The organism is Pseudomonas sp. D8002, assembly GCF_013385695.1.
In the GTDB taxonomy this organism is placed as follows: Bacteria; Pseudomonadota; Gammaproteobacteria; order Pseudomonadales; family Pseudomonadaceae; genus Aquipseudomonas.
Genome location: NZ_JACAPM010000017.1, coordinates 130,383 through 153,857 on the forward strand (window position 1 = coordinate 130,383; position 23,475 = coordinate 153,857).

A 23,475-nucleotide genomic window follows, 5' to 3' on the forward strand; every position below is an offset into this window, starting at 1 on the left:
CGTGGCGCTTGTGAGGATCAGTTAACAGCAGGCGAAAAAAAGCCGGCTGATCAGGCCGGCTGGGGGTGAACCGCGAACGACAGGGGTTACGCGCGGTTTTCCATCAGGCGGTCAGCGCCACCTTCAGCTACACGGTTTTCTTGAAGACGGTCAGCACCACCTTCAGCTACACGGTTTTCTTGAAGACGGTCAGCACCACCTTCAGCTACACGGTTGCCCTGGAGACGTTCAGCGCCCCCTTCAGCAACACGACGTTCCAGCAGGCGATCAGACCCGCCTTCAGCAACGCGGCGTTCCAGCATACGGTCAGACCCACCCTCAGCCACGCGGCTGTCCATCAGGCGATCCGCGCCGCCTTCAGCGAGGGCAGGTTGGGTAAAGGCGCTTACAGCAAGTACCGAGAAAGCGAGGCTAAGCAAGAGTTGGCGTTTCATGAGGGTGTGCTCCGGGAAAGTCGTTGGTTGGTATGGATGCGATGTTACGCGGCAGATTTTTTAAGAGAACTTCATTGGGCTGATGGTGACTATCGACGCCAGCGATGGCCCGTTTTCCCGGGCCATCGCGTCGCTCATCACGGCATTTCTGGCAGTTCCCGAGGGCGCAGGTCGAACACCAGCACCTCGGCGTCCTCCCCATGGCTCAGGTGAATCTCCCGCTCATCGCGCACTCGGGCGCCGTCGCCTTCGTGCAAGCGCTGGCCATTGACTTCAACGCTGCCCCGCGCCACATGGATGTAGGCGTAGCGTTCCGGGGCCAGCGGCAGGCTGGCGGTTTCAAAGCCGTTGAACAGCCCGGCATACACCCGCGCGTCCTGGCGCACGCCTAGGGAGCCGTCGGTGCCTTCCGGCGAGATGATCAACTGCAACCGGCCGCGTTTCTGCGCCTCGGTGAAGTGCTCCTGCTGATAGCGCGGTTCGGCGCCCGCCACATCCGGCACGATCCAGATTTGCAGGAAGTGCACGCCCTGGGTGTGGCTGTGGTTGAACTCGCTGTGGGCCACGCCGCTGCCGGCGCTCATCAGTTGCACATTGCCGGGGCGGATCACCGAACCGGTGCCCAGGGTGTCCTTGTGTTCCAGGGCGCCTTCGAGCACATAGGAGAAAATCTCCATGTCGCGGTGCGGGTGTTGGCCGAAGCCCTTGCCGGCGGCAACCCGGTCATCGTTGATCACCAGCAGGTCGGAAAAACCCTGTTCTTTGGGATTCCAGTAGTTGGCGAACGAGAAGGTGTGGAACGACTTCAACCAACCGTGATTGGCGGCGCCGCGTTCCGAGGCTTTGCGAAGGGTCAGCATGGGGTGTTCTCCTCAAGGGAAGCCTGGCTGCGAGATGCAGGGCTTCGGTGTGAGGAGAAGATTACTGGTTAACGATAGGTTGATTAAGAAGCTAAAATCGGAATGACTGTCTCTTTTAGGTTGACGATCGCCAGCTGTGCCGTCCGCAGATGATGGCGGTAGCGCAGCTGAAGTTTGCGCCAGGCCATTGGGTTCACGCCTTCGCTGCGGCTGAACAGGTGACAGAAGTGCGCCTGGTCGCAGAACCCGCATTCCTGGCTGATCTGCGTCAGGCTCAGGGCGGAGCCGGTGATCAGCACCTTGGCCTGCTTGATGCGTTGCTGGCGAATCCATTCCTGGGGCGATACACCGGTGGTGCGCTTGAAGGCCCTGGAGAAATGGCTGCGGGACAGCTCACAGGCGCGAGCCAGTTCCGTCACCTCCAGGGGGCCAGCAAGATTGGCGAGGATCAATTGCTTGACCCTCTGTTCCCGCTCTGAACACAGGGTTCCGGTTGCAGCTGCTGGTTGAGCCATGATCGCTATCCGTGGTCGATGGGCGCTTGTTTTCACACACCTTACCGGTGAATGAATCCCCAGTGTAGACCGCTGCAAGCATGTGTTGAACTGAGCACATGCATGCAATTTTTCTGGATCGGGCCGTCGCACACTAGCGCGAACGTTCAAGCATCCAGGGGAAGGGCACGATGGACTCAACAGCACAAGGCGGGCCGGACGAGGTCGTGACCCTGGTGGTCAAGCACCGCATAAAACCCGGGCTTGAAGCCGACTACGAAGCCTGGCTGCGACGCATCGTGCGTATTGCCGGTGAGCGTCCCGGCCACCTCGGCGTTGACGTGGTGCGCAGTAAACAGGGCGGGTTGGCGCTATTCACCTGCGTGCTGCGTTACCGCTCCACCGATGACCTGGAGCGCTGGCTCGATTCGCCGCAGCGCCTGGAGCTGATCAACCAAGCCGCACCGATGCTGGCCGACGGCGACCAGACCGAAGTCGGCGCGGTCAACGAGTTCTGGTTCTCGCCCCTGGCCGATGCTGCCGCCAAGCCGCCGCGCTGGAAACAGGCAGTGGTCACGCTGCTGGTGATCCTGCCGCTGACCTTGCTGGTGCCGATCATCTGGGGCCCGGTACTGCGGCTGCACCCGTTCCTGTCCAACTACATCGTCGCCACCTTCCTGGTCACCCTGACCATCGTTTTACTGGTGGTTTACCTGCTGATGCCGGCGGCCACCCGCCTGTTCGCGCCCTGGCTTGAAGCCTCTGTAAAGGAAACCCTATGAACGCCGACCTGATTCTGTTCAATGGCCAGTTCCACACCGTGGACCGTGAAAATCCCCGCGCCACGGCAGTAGCGATCCACCAGGGACGCTTCGTCGCGGTGGGCACCGACGGCGAAGCCATGGCCCTGCGCGGCAGTGGTACCCAGGTCATCGACCTCAAGGGTCGCACTGTAATCCCTGGCCTCAACGACTCGCACCTGCACCTGATCCGTGGCGGCCTGAACTACAACCTCGAACTGCGCTGGGAAGGCGTGCCGTCACTGGCCGATGCCCTGCGCATGCTCAAGGATCAGGCTGACCGCACGCCCACGCCGCAGTGGGTGAGGGTGGTGGGCGGCTGGAACGAATTCCAGTTCGCCGAAAAACGCATGCCCACCCTCGACGAGCTCAACCAGGCCGCCCCCGATACGCCGGTGTTCGTGTTGCACCTGTATGACCGTGCCTTGCTCAACCGTGCCGCCCTGCGGGTGGCCGGCTACACCAAGGACACGCCGAACCCGCCCGGCGGCGAGATCGTGCGCGACCACAACGGCAACCCCACCGGCATGCTGGTGGCGCGGCCCAACGCGATGATTCTCTACGCGACCCTGGCCAAGGGCCCGAAACTGCCCCTGGAATACCAGGTGAATTCCACCCGCCAGTTCATGCGCGAACTCAACCGCCTGGGCCTGACCAGTGCCATCGACGCCGGCGGTGGTTTCCAGAACTATCCCGACGATTACGCCGTGATCGAACAGTTGGCCAAGGACCAGCAACTGACCGTGCGCATCGCGTACAACCTGTTCACCCAGAAGCCCAAGGAAGAACTCAGCGACTTCAAGAACTGGACCGGCAGCGTGACCCTGCATCAGGGCGACGACTACCTGCGCCACAACGGCGCCGGCGAAATGCTGGTGTTCTCGGCGGCCGACTTCGAAGACTTCCTCGAACCACGCCCAGACCTGCCGCTGACCATGGAGCAGGAACTGGAGCCGGTGGTGCGCCACCTGGTGGAACAGCGCTGGCCGTTCCGCCTGCACGCCACCTACAACGAGTCGATCTCGCGGATGCTCGACGTGTTCGAGAAGGTCAACCGCGACATCCCGTTCAACGGCTTGCCATGGTTCTTCGACCACGCCGAAACCATCACCCCGCAGAACATCGAGCGCGTGCGGGCGCTGGGCGGCGGCATCGCGATCCAGGACCGCATGGCGTTCCAGGGTGAGTACTTTGTGGAGCGCTACGGCGCCAAGGCCGCCGAGGCCACGCCGCCGATCAAACGCATGCTCGCCGAAGGCGTGCCGGTGGGCGCTGGCACCGACGCCACCCGGGTGTCGAGCTACAACCCCTGGACCTCGCTGTACTGGATGGTCAGCGGCCGCACCGTCGGCGGGCTGGAACTGCACGCCGAGGGGCTGCCCCGGCTGACGGCCCTGGAACTGTTCACCCACGGCAGCGCCTGGTTCTCCTCCGAGCAAGGCAAGAAGGGCCAGATCAAGGTCGGCCAACTGGCGGACGTGGCGGCACTGTCGGCGGACTTCTTCAGTGTCGACGAGGAAGCCATCAAGTGGATCGAATCGGTACTCACCGTGGTCGGCGGCAAGGTGGTGTACGGCGCCGGCGACTTTGAAGATTTCGCACCACCCAGCGTGCCGGTGCTGCCGGACTGGTCGCCGGTGGTCAAGGTACCGGGCCACTGGCGCCCGGCGTCAGCGCTGCAAGCCCAGGTGCACCAGTGCAGCGGCCCCTGTGGCGTGCATGCCCATAGCCATGAACGGGCGCGTCTCTCGAACGTGCCGGTCAGCGACTTCCAGGGTTTCTGGGGCGCGTTTGGCTGCTCGTGTTTTGCCTTCTGAATCTAACCTCAAAGGAGTATTCCCATGACTTACAAACGCCTGAACAAAGATGACGCCGTGGTCCTGCTGGTGGATCACCAAACCGGCCTGATTTCCCTGGTGCAGGACTTCTCGCCCAACGAGTTCAAGAACAACGTGCTGGCCCTGGCGGACCTGGCCAAGTTCTTCAAGCTGCCGACTATCCTCACCACCAGTTTCGAAAGCGGCCCCAACGGCCCGATGGTGCCGGAGCTGAAAGAACTGTTCCCGGACGCGCCGTACATCCCGCGCCCTGGCCAGATCAACGCGTGGGACAACGAAGACTTCGTCAAGGCAGTGAAAGCCACCGGCCGCAAGCAACTGATCATTGCCGGGGTGGTGACCGACGTGTGCGTGACCTTCCCGACGCTGTCGGCCCTGGCTGAAGGGTTTGAAGTGTTTGTGGTCACCGATGCTTCGGGCACCTTCAATGAGACCGTGCAACAGGCGGCGTGGGCACGCATGACGGCGGCCGGTGCACAGCTGGTGAACTGGTTCTCGGTGGCCTGCGAGCTGCAGGTGGACTGGCGCAACGACATGGAAGGCCTGGCGAATCTGCTGTCGCCGCGTATTCCCAACTATCGCAATTTGATGAACAGCTACTCGGCGCTGACGGCCAAATAAACCGCTCTCTGATATGCAGGTAATCCAATGTGGGAGCGGGCTTGCTCGCGAAGGCGGTGTGCCAGTCAATACATGTACCGACTGACCCACCGCCTTCGCGAGCAAGCCCGCTCCCACATTTTGATTTGTGGTGTGGCGACTGACCGGCTATAAAACAGCCCAGCGTCCACCGAGAAGCGACAATGAACCCCTTCGAAGACATGCGCCTGTTTTGCCAGGTCATGGAATCCGGCAGTTTCACCGCTGCCGCCGAGCATCTTGGCCTGTCCAAGCAATTTGTCAGCCGCCGCCTGATCCAGCTGGAAGAGCGCCTCGGCGTACGCCTGCTCAACCGCTCCACCCGCCGCCTGGACGTCACGCCGCTGGGCCAGAGTTACTACGAATCCGCCCTGCGCCTGCTCAGTGAAGTCGAGCAAGTGGAGCAGGGCATCGCCGGGCAAAACACCGAGCCCCGAGGCACCATTCGCCTGAGCGCGCCGTTGTCGTTTGCCATGGCGCACCTGGGTTGCCTGTTGCCGCTGTTCCTGCAACGCCACCCTCATGTCACCGTGGAGGTGGACCTCAGCGACCGCCCGGTAGACCTCATCAGCGAAGGCTACGACCTGGTGCTGCGCATCGGCACCCTCGAGGATTCGACCCTGATCGCCCGACGCATCGCCAATGTGCAGCGCGTCTACTGCGCCAGTCCCGACTACCTGGCCCGCCACGGCACGCCGCAGAGTCCCGATGACCTGGCCGATCACGCATGCCTGCCTTACGGCCATGGTCGCCAGGTGCAATGGCACTTCAAGGTCGATGGCAAACCCCACACCCGCAACGTCAGCGGGCGCATGCGGGTCAACAACGGTGAGTTGCTGCGGGATGCCGCCGTGGCCGGGTTGGGCATCACCTACCTACCCAATTTTATCGTTGCCCAAGCCTTGCAGGACGGCCGCCTGGTGACGCTGCTGGAAGACTGTGCGCCCGAACCCCTGACCCTTTCCGCCGTTTACCCCCAGCACCGCCAGAGCTCGCGCCCGGTGCAGGCGTTGATCGAGTTCCTGCGTGAACGCCTGGCCGGCGGTTGTTGAATCAGAACGCGTACTGCACCCGGCTGTAGTAATACCCGCCGGTAAACCCGAACGGCGAATAGCTGCCCCAGTTATCGCCGAACGACGAGTTCTTCACGCCGATGTGATCCGGGTATTTGTCGAACAGGTTCTGCGCACCTACGGCCACCGTCAGCTGTTTGCTGATCGCGTAGGCCACGTCGAGGTCAGTGATCCACTTGGCCGAATACGTGCGGTCCAGGCTCGCGTCGCTGGAGCTGTTGACCTCGGTGTAGGTGCCGTAGCGAGTCAGGCGCAGGTTGACGTCGAAGTCGTGGATCGCCCAGTCGGCGGAGAAGATCATCTTGCTGCTGGGTGAGGTCTTGGTGATCAGTGCCCGTGACTGGCGACCCATCAACTGGAAGTTGCCCAGGGCGGCGAGCTGCGCCGGGGTGTCGTTGACGCTGAGGATCTGCGTGTGGTTGTAGTTCAGCGCCGCCGTCCATTTCACCGAGCCGTAGCGGTCGAGGTTCTGCCGGTAGTTGCCCACCACGTCCACCCCGGAGGTGCGGGTGTTGGCGCCGTTGGTGAAGTACTGTGCGCCCGCCGTGGCCGGTACGCCGATGCTGTCCAGCAGGGAGGCAATGCCTGGGCCCTGGAAGCGTTCGCTGAGCACCAGGCGGTCCCGCAGGTTGATCACGTAGCCGTCCACCGTGAGGCTCAAGGCATCGCTTGGGGTCACGGCGAAACCGAGGCTGAAGTTAGTCGAGCGCTCCGGCTTCAGTGACTTGGCACCCAATGCCTGAGCGCCGGCGGAATCCACCGGCAGGATCACGTAGTTATACGACTGGTACACGCCATTGATGGTGTCGAACCCGGTGGAGCGTGCGGTAAAGATCTCGTTGGCCAGGGACGGTGCGCGAAAGCCGTTGCTCACGGTGCCGCGCAGGGCGAACACCGGGTTGAACGCATACCGCGTGCTGAGCTTGCCGCTGCGGGTACCGCCGACGCCTTCGTTGTAATGTTCGTAGCGTCCGGCCACGCCGATGTACCACTGCTCGGTGGGGTAGAACCCGAGGTCGACATAGCTGGCGACGCTGTTGCGGCTGACCTTCTGCGCGTCTTCCGGACGGATGCCGTTGGTGACCTGAGCCCCCGGATCGGGACGCTGCCCGGCACGCGGATGGCCTGCCGGGAACACGTAGCCGCCATCGATATAGGAAGCCTCGGAGCCGGCGCGGGTCTCGTAGCTTTCGCGCCGGTGCTCCAGGCCGAACGCCACGTCCAGCGGCTTGGCCAGGCCGATCTCGTAGGTGTTTTTCAGGTCGAGGTTGGTGGTGAGCTGGTCGGCGATGTAGATCCCGGAGGTGAACTTGTTCGGTGTGCTTTCGCCCAGGGACGGGTTCTGGTTGTCGTAGGTGCGCTGCTTGGCGTAGTTGCGCCCGTAGGTGCTGCTCAGGTCCCAACCCCAACCGCCGCCAAGGTCGTTGCCCTTGGCGCCGAAAGCCGATTGGAAGTCCGTCTCGTTGACCAACCAGTACGGGCTGTAGCCGTCGGGGTAACCATTGGGCCCGGTGGTGATGGTGTTGCGGCCGTTGGGCAGGCGGAAGTTCTGGCCGTCGTTGTTCTCCCGGGTGGCCAGGGTGGAAAACGAGTACAGCGTCAGGTTGTCGTTCAGCGGCAGGTCGAGGTTGTACGCCACATCGCCCAACTGGCTGCGGGGCGAGCCGTAGCCTTTGTAGGTGTGGTGGCTGGAGGTGGCTTCGCGCGGGTCGGGGGAACCGTCCGCCAGCGGGTAGTAATGGCTGCTGTAGCCGTTGCTGCCGGCCTTGTTGTCGCGCTCCTGGTAGCGGGTGTCGAGGGACACGTTGAGCACCCCGGCTTCCCCCACCTGGAAGCCATAGTTCAGCGCCTCCTGGCCGGTGCCGCGCTTGCCGTCGTAGTTCTGGCCCAGGGTGGTGTCGGAACTGCCGCCGGTGGTCTGCTTGAGGATGATGTTGATCACCCCGGAAATCGCATCCGAGCCGTATTGCGCCGCTGCACCGTCGCGCAGCACCTCCACATGGTCGATGGCAGCCACCGGGATCAGGTCGAGGTCGCTGGGGGCCGCGCCGCTGTTGATGCCGTTGATGTTCAGGGTGGCGCTGGTATGGCGGCGTTTGCCGTTGACCAGCACCAGTACGTGAGAGGCGGTGAGGCCGCGTAGGGTGGCCGAACGCACCACGCCGCTGGCATCCCAGCCGGCGCGGTCGGGCAGGTTGAACGAGGGGATGAGCTTGCCCAACGCTTCGAGCAAACTCGGCTTGCCCACGGCCCGCAGTTGTTCGCCGCTGATCACATCAATCGGCGTGGGGCTGGTGGTGACGGTGCGTTGTTCGGCGCCACGGTTGCCGGTGACCACCACGGTGTCGAGGGTGGGGGAGCGGTCTTCGGCAGATTCGACGCCGAAGGACGCCAGGCCGCACGCCAGCGAGAGCGGCAGGAGTTTCAGATGATTGTACCGGTGTAGCCTTTTACGATGAGCGAGCTTGCTGTGGCCAGGGAGCTTGCTGTGGTGAGGAAGCTTGCTGTGGCGAGGGAGCTTGCTCCCGCTGGGCTGCGTAGCAGCCCCAATACGGTCTTCCGAGGAAATTGCGGAGTCAGGCTTCAGGGCCGCTGCGCGCCCCAGCGGGAGCAAGCTCCCTCGCCACAAAGGTGCCGTCAGCCAGTTGAATTTTCGCATGAGAGTGGAGCTCCTTGGTCTCGAGTGATGTCCCTGTCAGCGTTTGCGCGCGGCAACCGCTTCGATTTCTACCAGCCCGCCGGGCAATGGCAACGCGACGACTTGCACCGCGGTGCGCGCCGGTTTTTTCGGCTGCTCGGCACTGCCGAAGAACGGCGTGTAGCCTTCCTGCAACCCGGCAAAATCAAGCTTGCCGCCCTTGGCTGGATCGCCCACCAGAAATATCCGCAGCTGCACCACATCTCCCAAATCCAGGCCCTGGCTTTGCAGCACACCCTTGAGCTTGTTGAGGATCGACGTGGTCTGGATGGCCGTGTCGCCATAGGCGGCAAACGAGTCTTTCGGCGCCTTGGGGTCATGCAGGTCGGCCAGCAACCCACTCACAAACAGCAGCTCGGTCTGCGGCGGCACCGACACCGCCAATGAGATCGGGAAATTCGAGTTCGGCAGCGGCACGCGCTTGATCTCATCGGCGTGGGCGGCAAGGGTGGTGGCGGTCATCAGCAGTCCTGCAAAAAGCGTCTTCATCGGTTCATTCCTTGAGAGAGAAAAGTCAGGCGGCGACGCCCGGTTGCTGGCGTTCGGCATGCCGGCCGATCAGCGAGACGATGCGCCGCGCCGAATCGGCGGCGCTGTTCTGCCAGATGCCGACGCCGCCGTGGGCGAGGGCGTCGCTGGCCAGGTACGTGCGGCCCTGGGGCTCGTTGAGCAGGCGGTAGGCGCTTTCGCCGACCTCGTCGTTGACGATCCACGGGCCCTTGCTGTAGCTGACTTTCGACCAGTTGATCGCCACCGGTTTTTGCAACTTGGCGCTGTGGCCGGGGTGCAACAGCTCCACCGCCTGGCGTGAGGAGGCGAACTGTTCGGCCAGGGATTTCTGGCTGAAGGCCTGGGCCGATTCACTGGTGTTGTAGGCCGCCACCAGAATCCCCTGGGCGCTGTTGAGGCGGTCGCTGGGGTACCACAGGCCTTTGACTTCATGGTCGAGGTACGACAGGCCGCCGTAGATGTTGAAGTCGGTTTCCCAGAAGCGCGGCGCCTGCCAGGCCACCTTGTTGGCCTGGTCGCTTTGCGCGGTCTGGATCGCCTGCTTGAAGGGTGCCGTGAAGTTGGTTGGCAGCTTGGCCAGCAGCGGCAAGGGCACGGTGACAATCGCGTAGTCGGCACTCAGCACCTGGGTCTTGCCGCTGATACGGTCGCGGTAGGTGATCCGGCTGCCTTGCTCCGAGGTCTGGATATCGCTGACTTCGGCGTTGAAGCGCACCGCATCTTTCAGATGCTCGTAGAAGGCATACGGAATGCGGTCCATGCCGCCCACCGGCTGGAACATGGTGGAGGAAAACTCCGGGATTTCATCGAACACCAGCGCGCCCCACAGCTTGGGATTGAGCAGGGTCTGCAGCTCCAGCGGCGCGCGGGTCACGCCGGTCTGGTCGCCGGCGCCGGGCACGCGGGTGTAGCCGGAGCGCACCGAACCCTTGTATTGCAGGTCGCCGTTGAGGTCGCCGTACACTTTGAGGAAACTCAGCAACGCTTTGCGGTCATCCACGCTCAGGTCCTGGTCCAACGCCTTGCGGCTGACTGTGCGGGCCAGCAGTTCCGAGAGTTGGCCGCGGGTGTCGTTGACCGCCTGGCGCAACTGGAACGCCGGTTGCTGCGTATCCGGCCGGGCCAGGGCGTTGCGGCTGCTGTTGACCAGTACTTGCAGCTCCACACCCAGCTCGCGGCAGTAGCCGAGGATCGTCTGGTGGTGGCTGGGAATACGCGCGGGGCCGGCGTTAAAAAACTGCCCGTCATCAAAGTCGACGGTCTGGCTGACGCCGTCGTCGAAATCGACCTTGGTGCCTCGGCGCAGGGTCCAGTTGCGTCCACCCACCCGGTCGCGGGCTTCCAGGATCGTCACGTTGAACCCGGCCTTGCGCAGCTCATAGGCGCTGACCAGCCCGGAGATCCCGGCGCCGACTACCACTACCTGCTTGCCTTTGCCGGTGCTGCCCAATTGCAGTGGGGTAAAGCTCGATGCCACCGCCTGAGGCGTCAACCCCAGCGCGCCCAATGCGCTGACAGCGGCGGAATAACCGCCCACGGCGGCAATACGGGAAATCAGTTCCCTGCGGGTAAAAGCCATGATTCGCTCCTTGAGATAGCGGTTTGTCAGAGGTCGTAGCGCACGGTCAGCAACAGGGTTCGCGGGTCGTTGACCGAGTAGTAGCGGGCGCCGCTGGAGGGCACGTAGCCCACCGACTGCGGGTAGGCGCGGTCCAGCAGGTTTTTCACCGCCAGGGTGGTGGTCCAGTGGCCGTCGCCGCTGATGTAGCGGGTGTTGGCGTTCCAGAAGGTCTGTTGCGGGATTTCCTGGATGTCGTCGTTCAATGCGTTGGCGTAGGACTTGGTCTGGAACTGCGCATCGGTGCCTGCCAGCCAGGTGCCCGGCAGCCCGGCCGGGATGGTGTAGTTCAGGCCAACGCTCGCGTTCCAGCGTGGCGAGAACACCAGTTGCTTGCCGTTGGCATCCACCCCGGCACCGCTGGCGTTCTGGAAGTCGTCGTACTTGCTTTGCAGGTAGCCGACGTTGGCGGTCAGTTGCAGGTCGCGGCTCAGGGCGGTGAGGGTTTCCAGCTCCACGCCGTAGGTGTGGGCACGGCCGACGTTGGTGCGCAGGCTCACCCCCAGCGCCGGGTCATAGGCGTTGGTTTGCAGGTCTTTGTAGTCGTTGTAGAACAGCGCGACGTTGGCCCGCAGGCGCTGGTCGAAGAAGTCACCCTTGACCCCGGTTTCCCAGGTGGTCACGTCTTCCGGGGAGAACGCCTGTTCGGCGGCGGCCTGGGTGGGGGCGCGGTTGTCGTAGCCACCGGCCTTGAAGCCCTTGGCGACGTAGGCGTACTGGTTCAGGTGCGGGGTCCAGGCGTATTCGAAGCCGATCTTCGGGCTGGTGGACTGCCAGGATTTGCTCGACTCGGCGGTGAAGTTGGTGCCGGTGATTTGCCGGTCGGTGTTGATCGCGTAGTTGGTGAAGTCGAAATTCTTGTGCTCGCGGGTAAAGCGCAGGCCGGCGATCAGCGACAGTTGTTGCGTCAGCTTGTAGGTGCCCTGGCCATACAGCGCATAGCTTTCGGTGTTGGTGGTGCTGTATTGGCCCTGGCCGATCACCCGATTGCGGGCGATGGAATAGGTAAGGTTGTCGCGGTCGGCGTCGAACTTCTCGCGGTACAGGTACACCCCGGTGCTGAAGCTGAAATCGTCGTAGTCGCCGTTGAGCTGGAACTCCTGGGTCGCATAGTTCTGCTTGTACAGGATCAGGTTGTTCTGGATCAGCGCGGCTTGCCCTGAGTTGTCGTAGTCCACCGGTTGGTGGAACGCCGAGTAGGCGGTCACCGACTTGAAGTTCAGGTTGTCATTGATCGCGTAAATCGCCCGCAGTACCGAGCTGCCCTGGTCCAGGCGGTTTTTCGGGTCGAGGCTGCTGTAGCTCTTGAACTTGTCGAAATGCCCGTTGGCGTCGAAAGGCGTGTAGCTGGTGGTGTCGCCCCGGTCGAAGGTACCGGCCAGGGTCAGTTGCACATCCCACGGCGAATCCACCGGCTTGTAGCGCAGCTTGCCGCGGTAGGACTGGATGTCGACGTTGTTTACATCCTTGCCCCGGGTGGGGTCGGAGACGGTGCCGTCGCGGCTCAGGCGGATCGCCGAGAAACTGCCGAACAGCGCGTTGTCCACCAGCGGGCCGCTGATCAGCAGGCGTGCGTTCTGCGCGTCGTAGTTGCCGGCGCCCAGCTCTACAAAACCACGGGTTTCCTGGGTCGGATCGCGGGTGATCACGCGGATCGCACCGGCGCTGCTGTTGCGCCCGTAGAGGGTGCCCTGGGGCCCGCGCAGCACTTCGACACGCTCCACATCGTTGAAGTCGAGCATCGACGAAATCGCACGCGGGATGTACAGGTCATCGGCATACACGGCGACGGCGGCTTCCTGGATCGGGTCGGTTTCACCGATACCGCGAATGCCGTAAGTCTGCGCGCTGTAGGAGATCGACTGGCGGCTGAGTGTCAGGTTCGGCACCTGGCCCGAGAGGTCGCGCACGCTGTTGATCTGCTTGTCTTCCAGGGCCTTTTCATCAAACGCGGAAATCGCCAGCGGGGTTTTTTGCAGGTCTTCGCTGCGGTGCTCGGCGGTGACATTGACCACCGGCAGGGCGGCGTCGTCGGCGTGAACGGAAAGGCCGAACAGGGCGAGGGAGATGGCCAGTGCCAGGCGATTGGGTACGGCGGTAGGACTCATGATGGACCCCTGAGGTGGTTGACGGTTTAGGCAAAATTGGGCCTCCACCTGGTCAGGGGTCGGTACTGGATGTAACAGTATTTGTATAAATGCCGGGCGTAAAAGTCCGATTAGTTATAAGTTAATTATAAAAAACAGGTATGTATTGGTTTGAATGTGATGCGTAAGGCTGATGATATTTTTCAGCCGACAAAAAACAAATGTGGGAGCGGGCTTGCTCGCGAATGCGGTCGCTCAGTCAACATTGATAGTGACTGAAACACCGCATTCGCGAGCAAGCCCGCTCCCACATTTTGATTTCTGTTGGGCTTAGTAACCGCGTTGGGTATCAGCGAGGTTTTCCAGCGGCCGATCACTCAGATACCTTTCCAGATTGCCCAGAAAACTGTCCGCAATGTCATGCCGGCTATTGGTCGAAATCGCTGACGTATGCGGCGACACCCTGACCCTCGGATGCCCATACAACGCATGCCCGTCCGGCAATGGCTCGGGCTCGGTCACATCCAGCGAAGCCAGCCCGATATGGCCGCTGTCCAGCGCCTCCAGCAGCGCCTCATGATCCACCAATCCTCCCCGGGCAATATTGATCAGGTGCAACCCTGGCTTGGCATTCGCCAGCGCCTCCCGATCGACGATATGCCGTGTGGCCTCGGTCAGTGGCGCTGCCAGCACCAGGTGATCGGAACGCGCAAACAGGTCATGGATATCCCGCGCCGCTTCCACACCCTCTACGTCAAACGGCGTGTCAGTTTGGCGTAATGCCACCACCTTGATCCCCAACCCATGAGCCTTCTGCGCCAGGCTGCGGCCAATCGCGCCAAACCCGAGAATCCCCAGGGTGGTGCCCTTGAGCGGGCGCAGCGGGGTGAACTGCCACTGGGCATCCTTTACCCAGATATCCGGCAAATGCTTGGCCGCCGCGAAGATTGCCGCGAGGGCGAACTCGGCGAGGTTTTCGGCGGCGCTGCCCCGTGAGGTGCTCACCGGCGGCCCGTTGAACAGCCACCTGGGATAGAAGTCGATGCCCGACGACACCACCTGGATCCACTGCACGCCGTACGGCCAACCCGGGGGCGGTGTGTCCGGCGCGGTGTAGCCGCGCACATTGATCGGCCGGGCCAGCAGGATATTGGCCTGGGCCGGCAAGTCGCTGGGCACACCGGCCGGCACGCTGATCACCTCTGCACCGGGGTGCGTGAGGGCCAGGCGCTGGCGGATGACTTGATTGAAATCTTCGTCCAGCTGGCTGGCGATAATCACCTGGCTCATGGGCGTTCCTTGTGTCGTTGAGCGAAGACGGCCTTGCCGACGCCTTGCAGCACCGCGTCGTTCTGCGGGGTATGCACGCGGCTGCACAGCACGTCGCGGTAATGCCGCTGCAGTGGGCTGTGTCGGGACAGGCCGGGATTGCCGGACGCCTCGATGGCCAACTCGACGGCACGGATCGCGTTGCCGGTCACCAGGTATTTGATCTGTGCGGCGTGGGCTGCCGGGGTGTGCCCGTCGGCGGCGGCGTCCAGCAGGCTGCGGTTGGCAAACAGCAGAGTGTCGATATGCCCGACGGTCTCCTGAAAGCGCGGCAAGGTCGACAGCGCGGCGCCGAGGTTGGACGGCTTGCGTTGTTCCAGCCACTCCACCAGCCAGTCGCGCGCGGCCTGGGCCACGGCGTCGTACACCGATGAGAGCAGTACCGACATCCACAGGAACCCGTCACCGTCCAGTTCCGCTTGCGGTGCGCTCCAGGGGCTGACGCTGACCGCGTGGTCCAGCGGCACCAGCACGTTGTCGAACACCACTTCATGGCTGCAGGTGGCGCGCATGCCGAGGTGGTCCCAGGTGTCGATGATGCTGATGCCGGGGCTGTCCCTGGGCACCAGCCAGGCGCCTACCAACGGGTCTTCATCGCTGCTGCGGGCCCACACGCTGAACCAGCTCAGGCCATGGCTGCCGGTGGAGTAGATCTTGCGCCCGCTGATGCGCCAGCCGGCGGCGGTACGCCGGGCGATGGTCGCGGGCAGGCCGCCACGGGCCGGGGTGCCGAGGTCGGGTTCGACGCGCAGGGCATTGATCAACGCCCCATTGCGCACAGCGTCTTCGGCGACCTGGGTGCGCAGGGCGGGCGGCCAGGTTTTGCTGTCTTGCAGGCGCGTGTGTTGCAGGTACTGCATCACCAGGATCAACGCGGTGGACGGCTCGCCCTTGGCAATCGCGCTGATGGCCTTGCGCGCCTGGCTCAGGTTGGCACCGCCACCGCCGAGGGCCTTGGGCACGGTCAGGGCGACAAGGCCGTGTTCGTGCAGCAGCTTGAAGTTGTCGTGGGGGAAGGTGCCGCTTTCATCAACGATGTGTGCAGTGGCGGCGAGCTGGGCGCTGAGGCGTTCCAGCAAGGCTTCGAAATTGGCCACTTCCACGGAGCGCAGTGACGGTTGAGAAGAAAGGCTCATGATGGGTGTACTCGTTCAAAATGTGGGAGCGGGCTTGCTCGCGAAAGCGGTGTGTCAGGTTGCACATCCGTTGGCTGATCCACCGCTTTCGCGAGCAAGCCCGCTCCCACATGGGTTATTCGGCGTTTTCGAAGGCGGGTTATATCGGCAGCAACTTGAACTGCCGGTCCCACAACGGGCTGACATCCAGCCGCTCGTTCAATACCCCGGCATTGAAGAACAGGTCCGCCACTTCCTGCTGCGAAGCGATGGCCTGGTCGTTCACCTCGATCACGCTGTAGGGCTGGCTGCGGTTGTTGTACACGTCGAGGAACACGGCCTTGTCCACACCGAGCAACTTCGCCGATTTTTCAGCCCACGGCTCAGGGTTGTTGTTCATCCATTCCAGCGTGCGCGCCTGGCGCTGCAAGTAATCCTGGATCGCCTGTTTGCGCAGCGGGTCTTCCAGGGCAGCGGGGCGGGCGCCGATCAGGTAGTTGCCGGAGAGGTAGCCGAGGGCGGTTTTCAATACCCGGGCGCCGCTGCGGAATTTCGCCAGCTGGATAAACACCCCGTAGATCACCCAGGCGTCCAGCTGGCCACTCTGGAACGCGCTGAAACCGTCCTGTGGCGTGAGTGCCACGGGGGTGATGTCGTTGAAGGTCAGCCCTTGCTCCTTCAAGGCCTTGATCAAGAAGTAGTGCGAGGTGGTGGAGCGCACATAGCCCACACGCTTGCCTTTCAACTGGGCGATGGATTCAATTTTCGACTCCTTGGGAATCAGGATCACCTGGTTATTCACGTCACCTTGCAGCACCGCAATCAGCTTCGGCTCGCGGTGGCTCTGGATCGAGAAGATCGGCGGGATCTCGCTCATGCCGCCAATGTCCAGGCTGCCGGAGGCCAGCGCTTCGACGATCAGGTTGCCGCCGGCGAACTCGGCGTAGTCGACTTTATAGGGCGTGTTGGAAGTGCCGGCGTCGTCGGTGAAGTACGAGTCCTGGCCACGGTAGGTGGCGACGGCCAGGGTCAGGTCCGAGAGCTTCGCAGGTGCAGCGAAAGCCCGGGGCACCAGCGAGGCGAGGCCCAGCGCGCCAAGGGCAATCGAACTGGCACCCAGGAAGCCGCGACGATTGAACTGTCCGTGTTTGATCGTGTTCGTCATGGTCGTGCCCTGGTCAGATGGCGATCTGCGTTGGTTGAGTTTCGAACGGGGTGCTGTAGCGGTTCGCCGGCACGTCCAGGCCAAGGTTTTCCCGCAGGGTGGCGCCGCTGTATTCGCTGCGCAACAGCCCGCGTTGTTGCAGCACCGGCACTACCAGCTCGGTGAAGTACTGCAAGCCGTCCGGCAGCAGTGAATTGATGATGAAGCCGTCGGCCGCGCCGGCTTCGAACCAGGTCTGGATCGCGTCGGCGACCTGCTCCGGGGTACCGACAAAATCGCGCTTGGGCCGGGAGAACCGCAGGGCCACTTCCCGCAGGGTCAGGCGTTCATCGCGGGCCAGTTGCTTGATGCGGTCGGAGCCGCCTTTCTGGCTGTTGGAGCCCAGGTCGCCGAGTTCCGGGAAGGGGTCGTCCAGCGGGTACTTGCTGAAATCGTGGTCGTTGAACGGGCGGCCCAGGGCGACGATTGCGTCCTCGACGGTCACCAGCTCCACAGCTTGCTGATAGCGGCTTTCCACCTCGGCTTCGTCGCGGCCAACAATCGGCCGGATGCCCGGCAGGATCGATAACTGATCAGCATCACGGCCAAAACTGCGGGCGCGTTTCTTCAAGTCCTGGGCGTAGGCTTTGGCTTCGTCGAAGGTCTCGGCATGGACAAAAATCGCGTCGCTGTTTTCGGCGGCAAAATTGCGCCCGTCCTCGGAAGTGCCCGCCTGGAAAATCACCGGCTGGCCCTGGCGCGAGCGGGCGATATTCAGCGGGCCCTTGACCGAGAAAAACTCGCCTTTGTGTTCCAGTGCATGCAGCTTGCCAGGGGTGAAAAATTCGCCGCTTTGCTTGTTGTACGCAAAGGCATCGTCTTCCCAGGAATCCCACAGGCCCTTGACCACATTCACATGCTCCCTGGCGATGCGGTAGCGCACGGCGTGGGGCGGGTGCTCGGCCTTGCCGAAGTTGTCGGCGGTGCCGCTGAGCCACGAAGTCACCACGTTCCAGCCGGCGCGGCCGCCGCTGATGTGGTCCAGGGAGGCGAACTGGCGTGCCACCTGGAACGGTTCGGTGTAGCTCACGGTGACGGTCGCCACCAGGCCGATGTTCGAGGTCAGGGCCGCCAGGGCCGAAAGAATGGTCAGCGGCTCAAAACGGTTGAGGTAGTGCGGGCTGGATTTTTCATGGATATGCAGGCTGTCGGCGATGAACACGAAGTCGAACTTCGCGCCTTCGGCCAGTTGCGTCTGATGCTTGTAGAACCCGAAGTTGACGCTGGCATTGGGTTGCGCCTGCGGGTGGCGCCATTCGCCCCAGCCGTGACCGACGCCGTGCACCATGGCACCGAGTTTCAGTTGGCGTTTGCTCATGTTCTCTCTCCTTTTAGCGGGAAGCCTGGGTAAGCGGGGCACGTTTGGCGTTGAAGCTTTTGTCGAAGCCTTGGGAGACGTCGATGTGCTTGGTCAGCAGGCCTTCGTCCTGATAGATGTCGGCGGTGGTTTGCAGGCCGCTGATCACCGAGTCGTCAATCGCCACCGGTTGCATATGGGTGGCGTTGGCCACGGCTACGTGCACCTCCAGCGGCAAGCCGGTGATTTTGGCCATGGCGGCGGCGAACGCCTGCGGGTGATCGTTGCTCCAGCGGTAGGCGCGGTCGACCCGGGCCACGAAGTCGTCCAGCTGCACGCGCTTGTCGGCAATTGCCTTGCTGGTGGCGGCGAGGTACAGGTGATTGCTCAGCAGGTTGTTGCCGCTGGCAAGAACTCTTGCCTGGCTCTGGCTGGTGACCACGGTGGTGTAGGGGTCCCAGGTCGACCAGGCATCGGCGGTGCCGTTATCCAGCACCAGCCGTGACTCGCTGGGCAGCAGGAAGATGAACTGCACGTCGTGGGTGGAAAGGCCGGCGCTGCGCAGCGCCTTGATCGCCAGGAAGTGCCCGATGGAGCCGCGGGTGGTGACGATGCGCTTGCCCTTGAGGTCGGCAAGATCGTGGATCGGGGAATCTTTCGGAACAATCAGTGCGGTGGTGTTGCGGCCTTCGGCGTGGATGATGCTCACCACCTTCAGCGGTGCTCCGGCACCGAGGGCGAACACGTAGGGCGCATCCCCCAGCGCGCCGATGTCCACGGCCCCGGCGTTGAGGGCTTCGCCCAGCGGTGCGGCGGCGGGGAACTCGGACCACTGGATTTCGTAGGGCACATCCCGGGTTTCGCCGGCGACTTCCAGCAGCGCCTTGATGGTGGATTTCTGGTTGGCCACTCGCAGGGGCTGCAGGTCGGCGGCCTGGCAAGTCGCACCCAGGGTGAGGGTGGCCAGTAAAAGGGCAAGGGTAAAGCGCATCAGGCGGGCTCCAGGCTAGGTCTTGCGTTCAGTCGCCTCCGCCTGGAGAAGGGGTCGGCTGGTAGTGGGAAGAGGAGCGAGCGGGCTCGCTCCTGGGGGTGTTCAGATCACATAAAACCCGTGGGTGCCGTCGCGGGCCAGCTGGTCCACCAGGCCGAACTCCCAGTCGAGGTAGGCCTGCATGGCTTCCTTCGGATTGTCGGTGCCTTCGTACGGGCGGCGGTAGCGGTCGATGCGCGGTGAAGCGAGGCGGGTCTCGCCTTCCTCCAGCGGCAGTTGCGCGGCGATCCAGCTGGCAGTGCCGTCCTGCAGCAGGAACACGGGCTTGCCGGTCAGCGCTTCGACTTGCGCTACCGCGAGGCGCGCCAGCTGGCTGCTGCCACAGGTCAACACGTAGCGTTCGGCAGCAGGCACCTTGCGCAAGGCTTCGGGCAACTGCCCGCGCAACGCCCACCAGGCACCGGGAATGTGGCGCTTGACGTAGTTGGCGCTGGCGGTGAAATCCAGTACTGCGGTGTCGCCATGAGCCTGCCATTCGGCGAGGGTGTGCGGGCTGATCAACTCGGCCTGTTGCGGCGCCGGGACGGGGGCAACCCAGGCCCCCGGTTCGCTGAAGTGCGCAGGTTGCAGGTCATCCAGCACATGCACTTCCCAACCCAGTTGTGCGAGCCAGGACGCAGACATATTGGCCCGCACGCCGTCGTCATCCACCAGTACCAGCCGGGCGCCGCGTACGCTGGCGACGTGATCGGTTTCCTGCACCAGTTGGCCGCCCGGTGTGGAGCGCGAGCCGGGCAGGTGGCCGGCTTCGAATTCTTCCGGGGTGCGTACGTCGAACAGGTAAGTGGTGCGCGCCGCTTCCTGCTGCCAGCGTTGCAGGTCGGCGAGGGTGGCGCGGCCTACGCGGGCCTTGTCGGCGACTTGGCGGGCGTCCCTGGCGGCGATCTGGCGGTGTTCTTCCGAGGTCGGCGCGAAGCGTCGAGCCTGGCCGTGTTGCAGCTTCTGCCCGGCCAGGGTCCAGCCGATGGTGCCGTTGCGCAGGGCAGACACCGGGTTGGCGATGCCGGCATTGATCAGCGACTGGGTGCCGATGATGCTGCGGGTACGCCCGGCGCAGTTGACGATAATGCGGGTGGCCGGGTCCGGTGCCAGCTCACGGGCGCGCAGCACCAGTTCGGCGCCGGGCACGCTGATGCCGGTGGGAATGCTCATGGTCTGGTATTCATCGAAGCGGCGGGCGTCGAGCACCACCACGTCGGCGTTGCTGTCGAGCAACGCCTGCACTTCTTCAGCCGCGAGCGACGGTGTGTGGCGCTGGCTTTCCACCAGCTCGCCAAAGGATTTGCTTGGCACGTTGACGTCGATAAACAGCTCGCCACCGGCGCTGCGCCAACCGTCCAGGCCGCCTTCCAGCAGGCTGACCTCGGTATAGCCGAGCGCCTGCAAGCGCTGGGCGGCGATCTGTGCCAGGCCTTCACCGTTGTCGTACACCGTCACCTGGGTATCCCGGCGTGGGATGCGTGAATACACTTCCAGTTCCAGTTTCGACAGCGGGATATTCGCGGCGAACAGCGGGTGGGATTCGGCGAAAGGCGCTTCCTCGCGCACATCCACAAGGGCGACTTCTTCACGGTCCAGCAGGGCCTGGCGAATCTGGGCGAAGCTGCGGTTCGATACAGTCATGGGGCAGGGCTCTCTTTGGACAGGGCGTCTTTGGACAAATCCCAGATGTTCGGGAGAAAAGCGTTGGAATAACCGGAGATAAACAGTTTCTCGCTGCCGTCCGGCTGGTACACGGCGCGGCGTACCGCACCGATGTTGGCGCCATACACATGAATGCTGATGGACACCTGGTCACTGAAGGCATTGCTGACTTGATGGATGTCACCGATCTTCGGCGACACGGCTTCCACCTGGCCGGGTTCCAGCTGGATGCGCTTGCCGTCGGCGACCAGTGCGCCCTCGGCGTTACGCTCAAAGCCCTGGGAATACTCGGAACCGCGCAGCATGCCGATCAGCCCCCACACGCGATGGTCATGGATCGGCGTGGTCTGCCCCGGCCCCCACACAAAGCTGACGATGCTGAAGCGCTGGCGCGAATCGGCGTGCAGCAGGAATTGCTGATAACGCTCGGGGTCGGGTTGGGCAAACTCGTCCGGCAGCCAGTCATCGTGGCTGACCAGTTGCGCCAGCAGCTTGCCGCCGCGGTGCAGCAGGTCGCCTTCGCGAGGGTTGCCGTCGATCAATTCCGCCAGGGCGCCAATGAATGCTCTGAGTCTCTCCGGGTGTCGGGCCTGGGTCATGACAATTCCATCGTGGGTGGTTCGTGGTGATGGGTTTATCTAAGCATAATGTTTATAGTTAATATGCTATTTTTTAATGATTAGGTTATAGCGGAAAGTAATTTAGAACCGGTTTGAATAGCGTTAGACGTTATCGATCCGGGGGTTGGGCTATCCAGCCACCGTTTATGGAACTATGCTTTTCACACATCTTAATGACTGTTCTCTATGTGCGGCCCAAATGAAAATTGACGATATCGATGCCTTTGTCGAAGTGATTCGTTGCCAGTCCATCAGCCATGCCGCCGAGTCGCTGCAACTGACCCAGCCGGCCATTACCCGTCGCGTGCAGAACTTCGAGCAGGCGCTGGGGGTGGAGTTGTTCGACCGCAACACCAAGCCGCTCAAGCCTACTTTGATCGGAACGCGGGTGTATGAACAGTGCCGTTCGATCCTTCGGGAAATGGACGCCCTGCGGGAACTGGTGGCCACCGACGCGCCGCCCACCGGCCTGCTGCGCCTGGGGGTGCCGCAGACCATTGGCGACGTGGTGTTGCTGGACGCCCTCAAGCACCTGCGCAGTGAATTCCCCGAGCTGCGGGCCCAGGTGGCTACCGGCTGGGGCAGCCAACTGGTGGGCAAGATCGAGCGCGGCGAACTGGACGCGGCGGCGGCGCTGTTTCCGGCGGGCAAGATCTTCCCGGACAACATCGTCGGCGAGTCCATCGGCAAGATGGAACTGGTGGTGGTGTGTGCCAAGGCCCAACTGCCGAAGAAGCCCTGCAAGCTGGCGGACGTGTACCAGAATGGCTGGATCCTGAACCCGGATGGCTGCGGTTTCCGTGCCGGGTTGCAACGCACCCTGTCGGACCAGGGCCTGGCGTTGCGGGTCAACCTGGAGACCTTCGGCACCGAGCTACAGTTGGGCCTGGTGGCTGACGGCCTGGGCCTCGGCCTGGTGCCACGCCCGCTGCTGGAGCGCAGCGCCCATCGCGATCAACTGGCGGCCATGCCACTGAAGGACTTCAAGCCGGTGATGGACCTGTGGCTGATCTACCCGCATTTCCTGGGCAACCTGCAAGGGCCGGTGGACGCGTTTGGCAAGCTGGTGGCGGCGTCGTTGCACAAGGTGCGCAATGCGGCGTGATATGAAAAAAAATAATAATTAGCTTAGATTAAAATGTGCTTTTTATTATTTTTGGTCATCCCCTAGGCTTGCCTGGAAGTCCTTAAGGCCATCCAGGAAGTTTTGCCATGAGCAGCGTCACCTCGATCTCCAGTGTCTCGAACAACGTCCGCCAGCGGGTTACCCCGGAAGAGTGGGAGGTGCGCGTTAAACTTGCGGCGGCCTATCGGCTGGCGGCCTTGTACAAGTGGACCGACCACATCTACACGCACTTCTCCGCCCGGGTGCCGGGGCCTGAGGAGCATTTCCTGATCAATGCCTACGGGCTGTTGTTCGATGAGATCAGCGCTTCGAATCTGGTCAAGGTGGATATCGACGGCACGATTGTCGATGACCCTACGGGCCTGGGGATCAACTATGCGGGCTATGTGATCCACAGCGCTATCCATGGGGCTCGCCACGATTTGCAGGCCGTGCTGCATACGCATACGCGCGACGGTATTGCGGTGTCGGCGCAGAAGGACGGGTTGTTGCCGATCTCCCAGCATTCCATCGGGTTTTCCGGGCGCGTTGCGTACCACGGGTATGAAGGTGTGGCCCTTGACCTGGATGAGCGTGAGCGGTTGGTGGCGGACCTGGGGGACAAGAGTGTGATGATCTTGCGCAACCATGGATTGCTGACGGCGGGGGTGAGTGTGGAGCATGCGTTCCAGCAGCTGCAGGGGCTGGAGCGGGCGTGCAATATCCAGATTGCGGCGCAGGCGGGGGGGAATGCCGAGTTGATCTTTCCGCCGGCGGAGGTGGTGGCCAAGGTGGAGAAGCAGGCAGAAGTGTTCAAGAGCGGGGATGGGCCGGGGGTGGCGCGGCACTGGAATGCGTTGATTCGGCAATTGGAGCGTACGGATACTGATTACAAACTTTGACGTTGTGGGTTTGGTATTTACGCTTGGTTGTGGGTGTATATCCGTTATTTGGGTGATGGCCGCTATTGGTTCCGCTCTTACAGCGGCTCACTTTTGAACAGCGCAAAAGTAAGCAAAACGCTCTTGCCCCACCACTCGGCACCTCGCCTAGGCTCGG

At 62.8% G+C, this 23,475-nt stretch carries 20 protein-coding genes; 6 read left to right on the plus strand and 14 right to left on the minus strand.

Features of this window, described 5'->3' with window-relative positions; genetic code table 11:
- Positions 1 to 86: 86 nt before the first annotated feature.
- The 3 genes from HX807_RS10580 to HX807_RS10590 all read right to left on the minus strand — a co-directional run bounded on the left by HX807_RS10580 (position 87) and on the right by HX807_RS10590 (position 1,809).
- A complete protein-coding gene (locus tag HX807_RS10580; protein ID WP_177049916.1) occupies positions 87 to 434 on the minus strand; it encodes a hypothetical protein in 348 nt (115 codons plus the stop codon).
- A gap of 137 nt (positions 435 to 571) precedes the next feature.
- Positions 572 to 1,294: a pirin family protein gene (locus tag HX807_RS10585; RefSeq protein WP_177049918.1), complete on the minus strand. Its 723-nt coding sequence runs from the start codon at positions 1,292 to 1,294 to the stop codon at positions 572 to 574.
- Between the two features lie 83 nt (positions 1,295 to 1,377).
- Complete coding sequence (locus HX807_RS10590) at positions 1,378 to 1,809, minus strand: AraC family transcriptional regulator (RefSeq protein ID WP_177049921.1); 432 nt, start codon at positions 1,807 to 1,809, stop codon at positions 1,378 to 1,380.
- A 170-nt stretch (positions 1,810 to 1,979) separates the two neighbouring features.
- On the opposite strand from HX807_RS10590, the gene HX807_RS10595 reads away from it, so the two are divergent.
- The 4 genes from HX807_RS10595 (at position 1,980) to HX807_RS10610 (ending at position 6,117) form a co-directional block, all read left to right on the plus strand.
- Positions 1,980 to 2,570, plus strand: a complete 591-nt coding sequence (locus HX807_RS10595; protein ID WP_177049923.1) for an antibiotic biosynthesis monooxygenase — start codon at positions 1,980 to 1,982, stop codon at positions 2,568 to 2,570.
- Positions 2,567 to 4,405, plus strand: a complete 1,839-nt coding sequence (locus tag HX807_RS10600; protein WP_003207313.1) for an amidohydrolase — start codon at positions 2,567 to 2,569, stop codon at positions 4,403 to 4,405. Before HX807_RS10595 ends, HX807_RS10600 begins: the two co-directional genes overlap by 4 nt.
- Before the next feature lie 18 nt (positions 4,406 to 4,423).
- Positions 4,424 to 5,047 (plus strand): isochorismate family cysteine hydrolase YcaC, encoded by a 624-nt coding sequence (gene ycaC, locus HX807_RS10605; protein WP_161635723.1) that lies wholly within the window; start codon positions 4,424 to 4,426, stop codon positions 5,045 to 5,047.
- A 182-nt stretch (positions 5,048 to 5,229) separates the two neighbouring features.
- Positions 5,230 to 6,117, plus strand: coding sequence for a LysR family transcriptional regulator (locus HX807_RS10610; protein WP_134326336.1), 888 nt, complete (start codon positions 5,230 to 5,232; stop codon positions 6,115 to 6,117).
- 1 nt (position 6,118) lies between these two features.
- Here HX807_RS10610 and HX807_RS10615 read toward each other — a convergent pair whose 3' ends face one another.
- The 11 genes from HX807_RS10615 to HX807_RS10665 all read right to left on the minus strand — a co-directional run bounded on the left by HX807_RS10615 (position 6,119) and on the right by HX807_RS10665 (position 21,290).
- Positions 6,119 to 8,797 carry a TonB-dependent siderophore receptor gene (locus tag HX807_RS10615; RefSeq protein WP_256349434.1) on the minus strand — a complete coding sequence of 893 codons (2,679 nt, stop codon included), beginning with the start codon at positions 8,795 to 8,797 and terminating at the stop codon, positions 6,119 to 6,121.
- Between the two features lie 36 nt (positions 8,798 to 8,833).
- Positions 8,834 to 9,325, minus strand: a complete 492-nt coding sequence (locus HX807_RS10620) for a RidA family protein (RefSeq protein ID WP_093197996.1) — start codon at positions 9,323 to 9,325, stop codon at positions 8,834 to 8,836.
- Positions 9,326 to 9,350: 25 nt separating this feature from the next.
- Positions 9,351 to 10,925: an FAD-dependent oxidoreductase gene (locus tag HX807_RS10625; RefSeq protein ID WP_008434613.1), complete on the minus strand. Its 1,575-nt coding sequence runs from the start codon at positions 10,923 to 10,925 to the stop codon at positions 9,351 to 9,353.
- Between the two features lie 26 nt (positions 10,926 to 10,951).
- Positions 10,952 to 13,072 carry a TonB-dependent receptor gene (locus HX807_RS10630; RefSeq protein WP_177049925.1) on the minus strand — a complete coding sequence of 707 codons (2,121 nt, stop codon included), beginning with the start codon at positions 13,070 to 13,072 and terminating at the stop codon, positions 10,952 to 10,954.
- 309 nt (positions 13,073 to 13,381) lie between these two features.
- Positions 13,382 to 14,341, minus strand: a complete 960-nt coding sequence (locus HX807_RS10635) for a D-isomer specific 2-hydroxyacid dehydrogenase family protein (RefSeq protein ID WP_003211305.1) — start codon at positions 14,339 to 14,341, stop codon at positions 13,382 to 13,384.
- Positions 14,338 to 15,516, minus strand: coding sequence for an acyl-CoA dehydrogenase family protein (locus tag HX807_RS10640; RefSeq protein WP_177049927.1), 1,179 nt, complete (start codon positions 15,514 to 15,516; stop codon positions 14,338 to 14,340). The genes HX807_RS10635 and HX807_RS10640 overlap by 4 nt, the downstream gene beginning before the upstream one ends.
- A gap of 139 nt (positions 15,517 to 15,655) precedes the next feature.
- A complete protein-coding gene (locus HX807_RS10645; RefSeq protein ID WP_003211303.1) occupies positions 15,656 to 16,660 on the minus strand; it encodes an ABC transporter substrate-binding protein in 1,005 nt (334 codons plus the stop codon).
- A 13-nt stretch (positions 16,661 to 16,673) separates the two neighbouring features.
- Complete coding sequence (locus HX807_RS10650; RefSeq protein ID WP_177049929.1) at positions 16,674 to 18,017, minus strand: LLM class flavin-dependent oxidoreductase; 1,344 nt, start codon at positions 18,015 to 18,017, stop codon at positions 16,674 to 16,676.
- Between the two features lie 13 nt (positions 18,018 to 18,030).
- Complete coding sequence (locus tag HX807_RS10655; RefSeq protein WP_134326341.1) at positions 18,031 to 18,987, minus strand: ABC transporter substrate-binding protein; 957 nt, start codon at positions 18,985 to 18,987, stop codon at positions 18,031 to 18,033.
- Between the two features lie 102 nt (positions 18,988 to 19,089).
- Complete coding sequence (locus tag HX807_RS10660; RefSeq protein ID WP_102368807.1) at positions 19,090 to 20,670, minus strand: rhodanese-related sulfurtransferase; 1,581 nt, start codon at positions 20,668 to 20,670, stop codon at positions 19,090 to 19,092.
- Entirely contained in the window at positions 20,667 to 21,290 is a 624-nt protein-coding gene (locus tag HX807_RS10665) for a cysteine dioxygenase (protein WP_008434600.1), read from the minus strand. Before HX807_RS10665 ends, HX807_RS10660 begins: the two co-directional genes overlap by 4 nt.
- A 220-nt stretch (positions 21,291 to 21,510) precedes the next feature.
- On the opposite strand from HX807_RS10665, the gene HX807_RS10670 reads away from it, so the two are divergent.
- A complete protein-coding gene (locus tag HX807_RS10670) occupies positions 21,511 to 22,416 on the plus strand; it encodes a LysR family transcriptional regulator (RefSeq protein ID WP_008434597.1) in 906 nt (301 codons plus the stop codon).
- Positions 22,417 to 22,523: 107 nt separating this feature from the next.
- Positions 22,524 to 23,318 (plus strand): class II aldolase/adducin family protein, encoded by a 795-nt coding sequence (locus tag HX807_RS10675; RefSeq protein WP_063031004.1) that lies wholly within the window; start codon positions 22,524 to 22,526, stop codon positions 23,316 to 23,318.
- Positions 23,319 to 23,475: the final 157 nt, after the last annotated feature.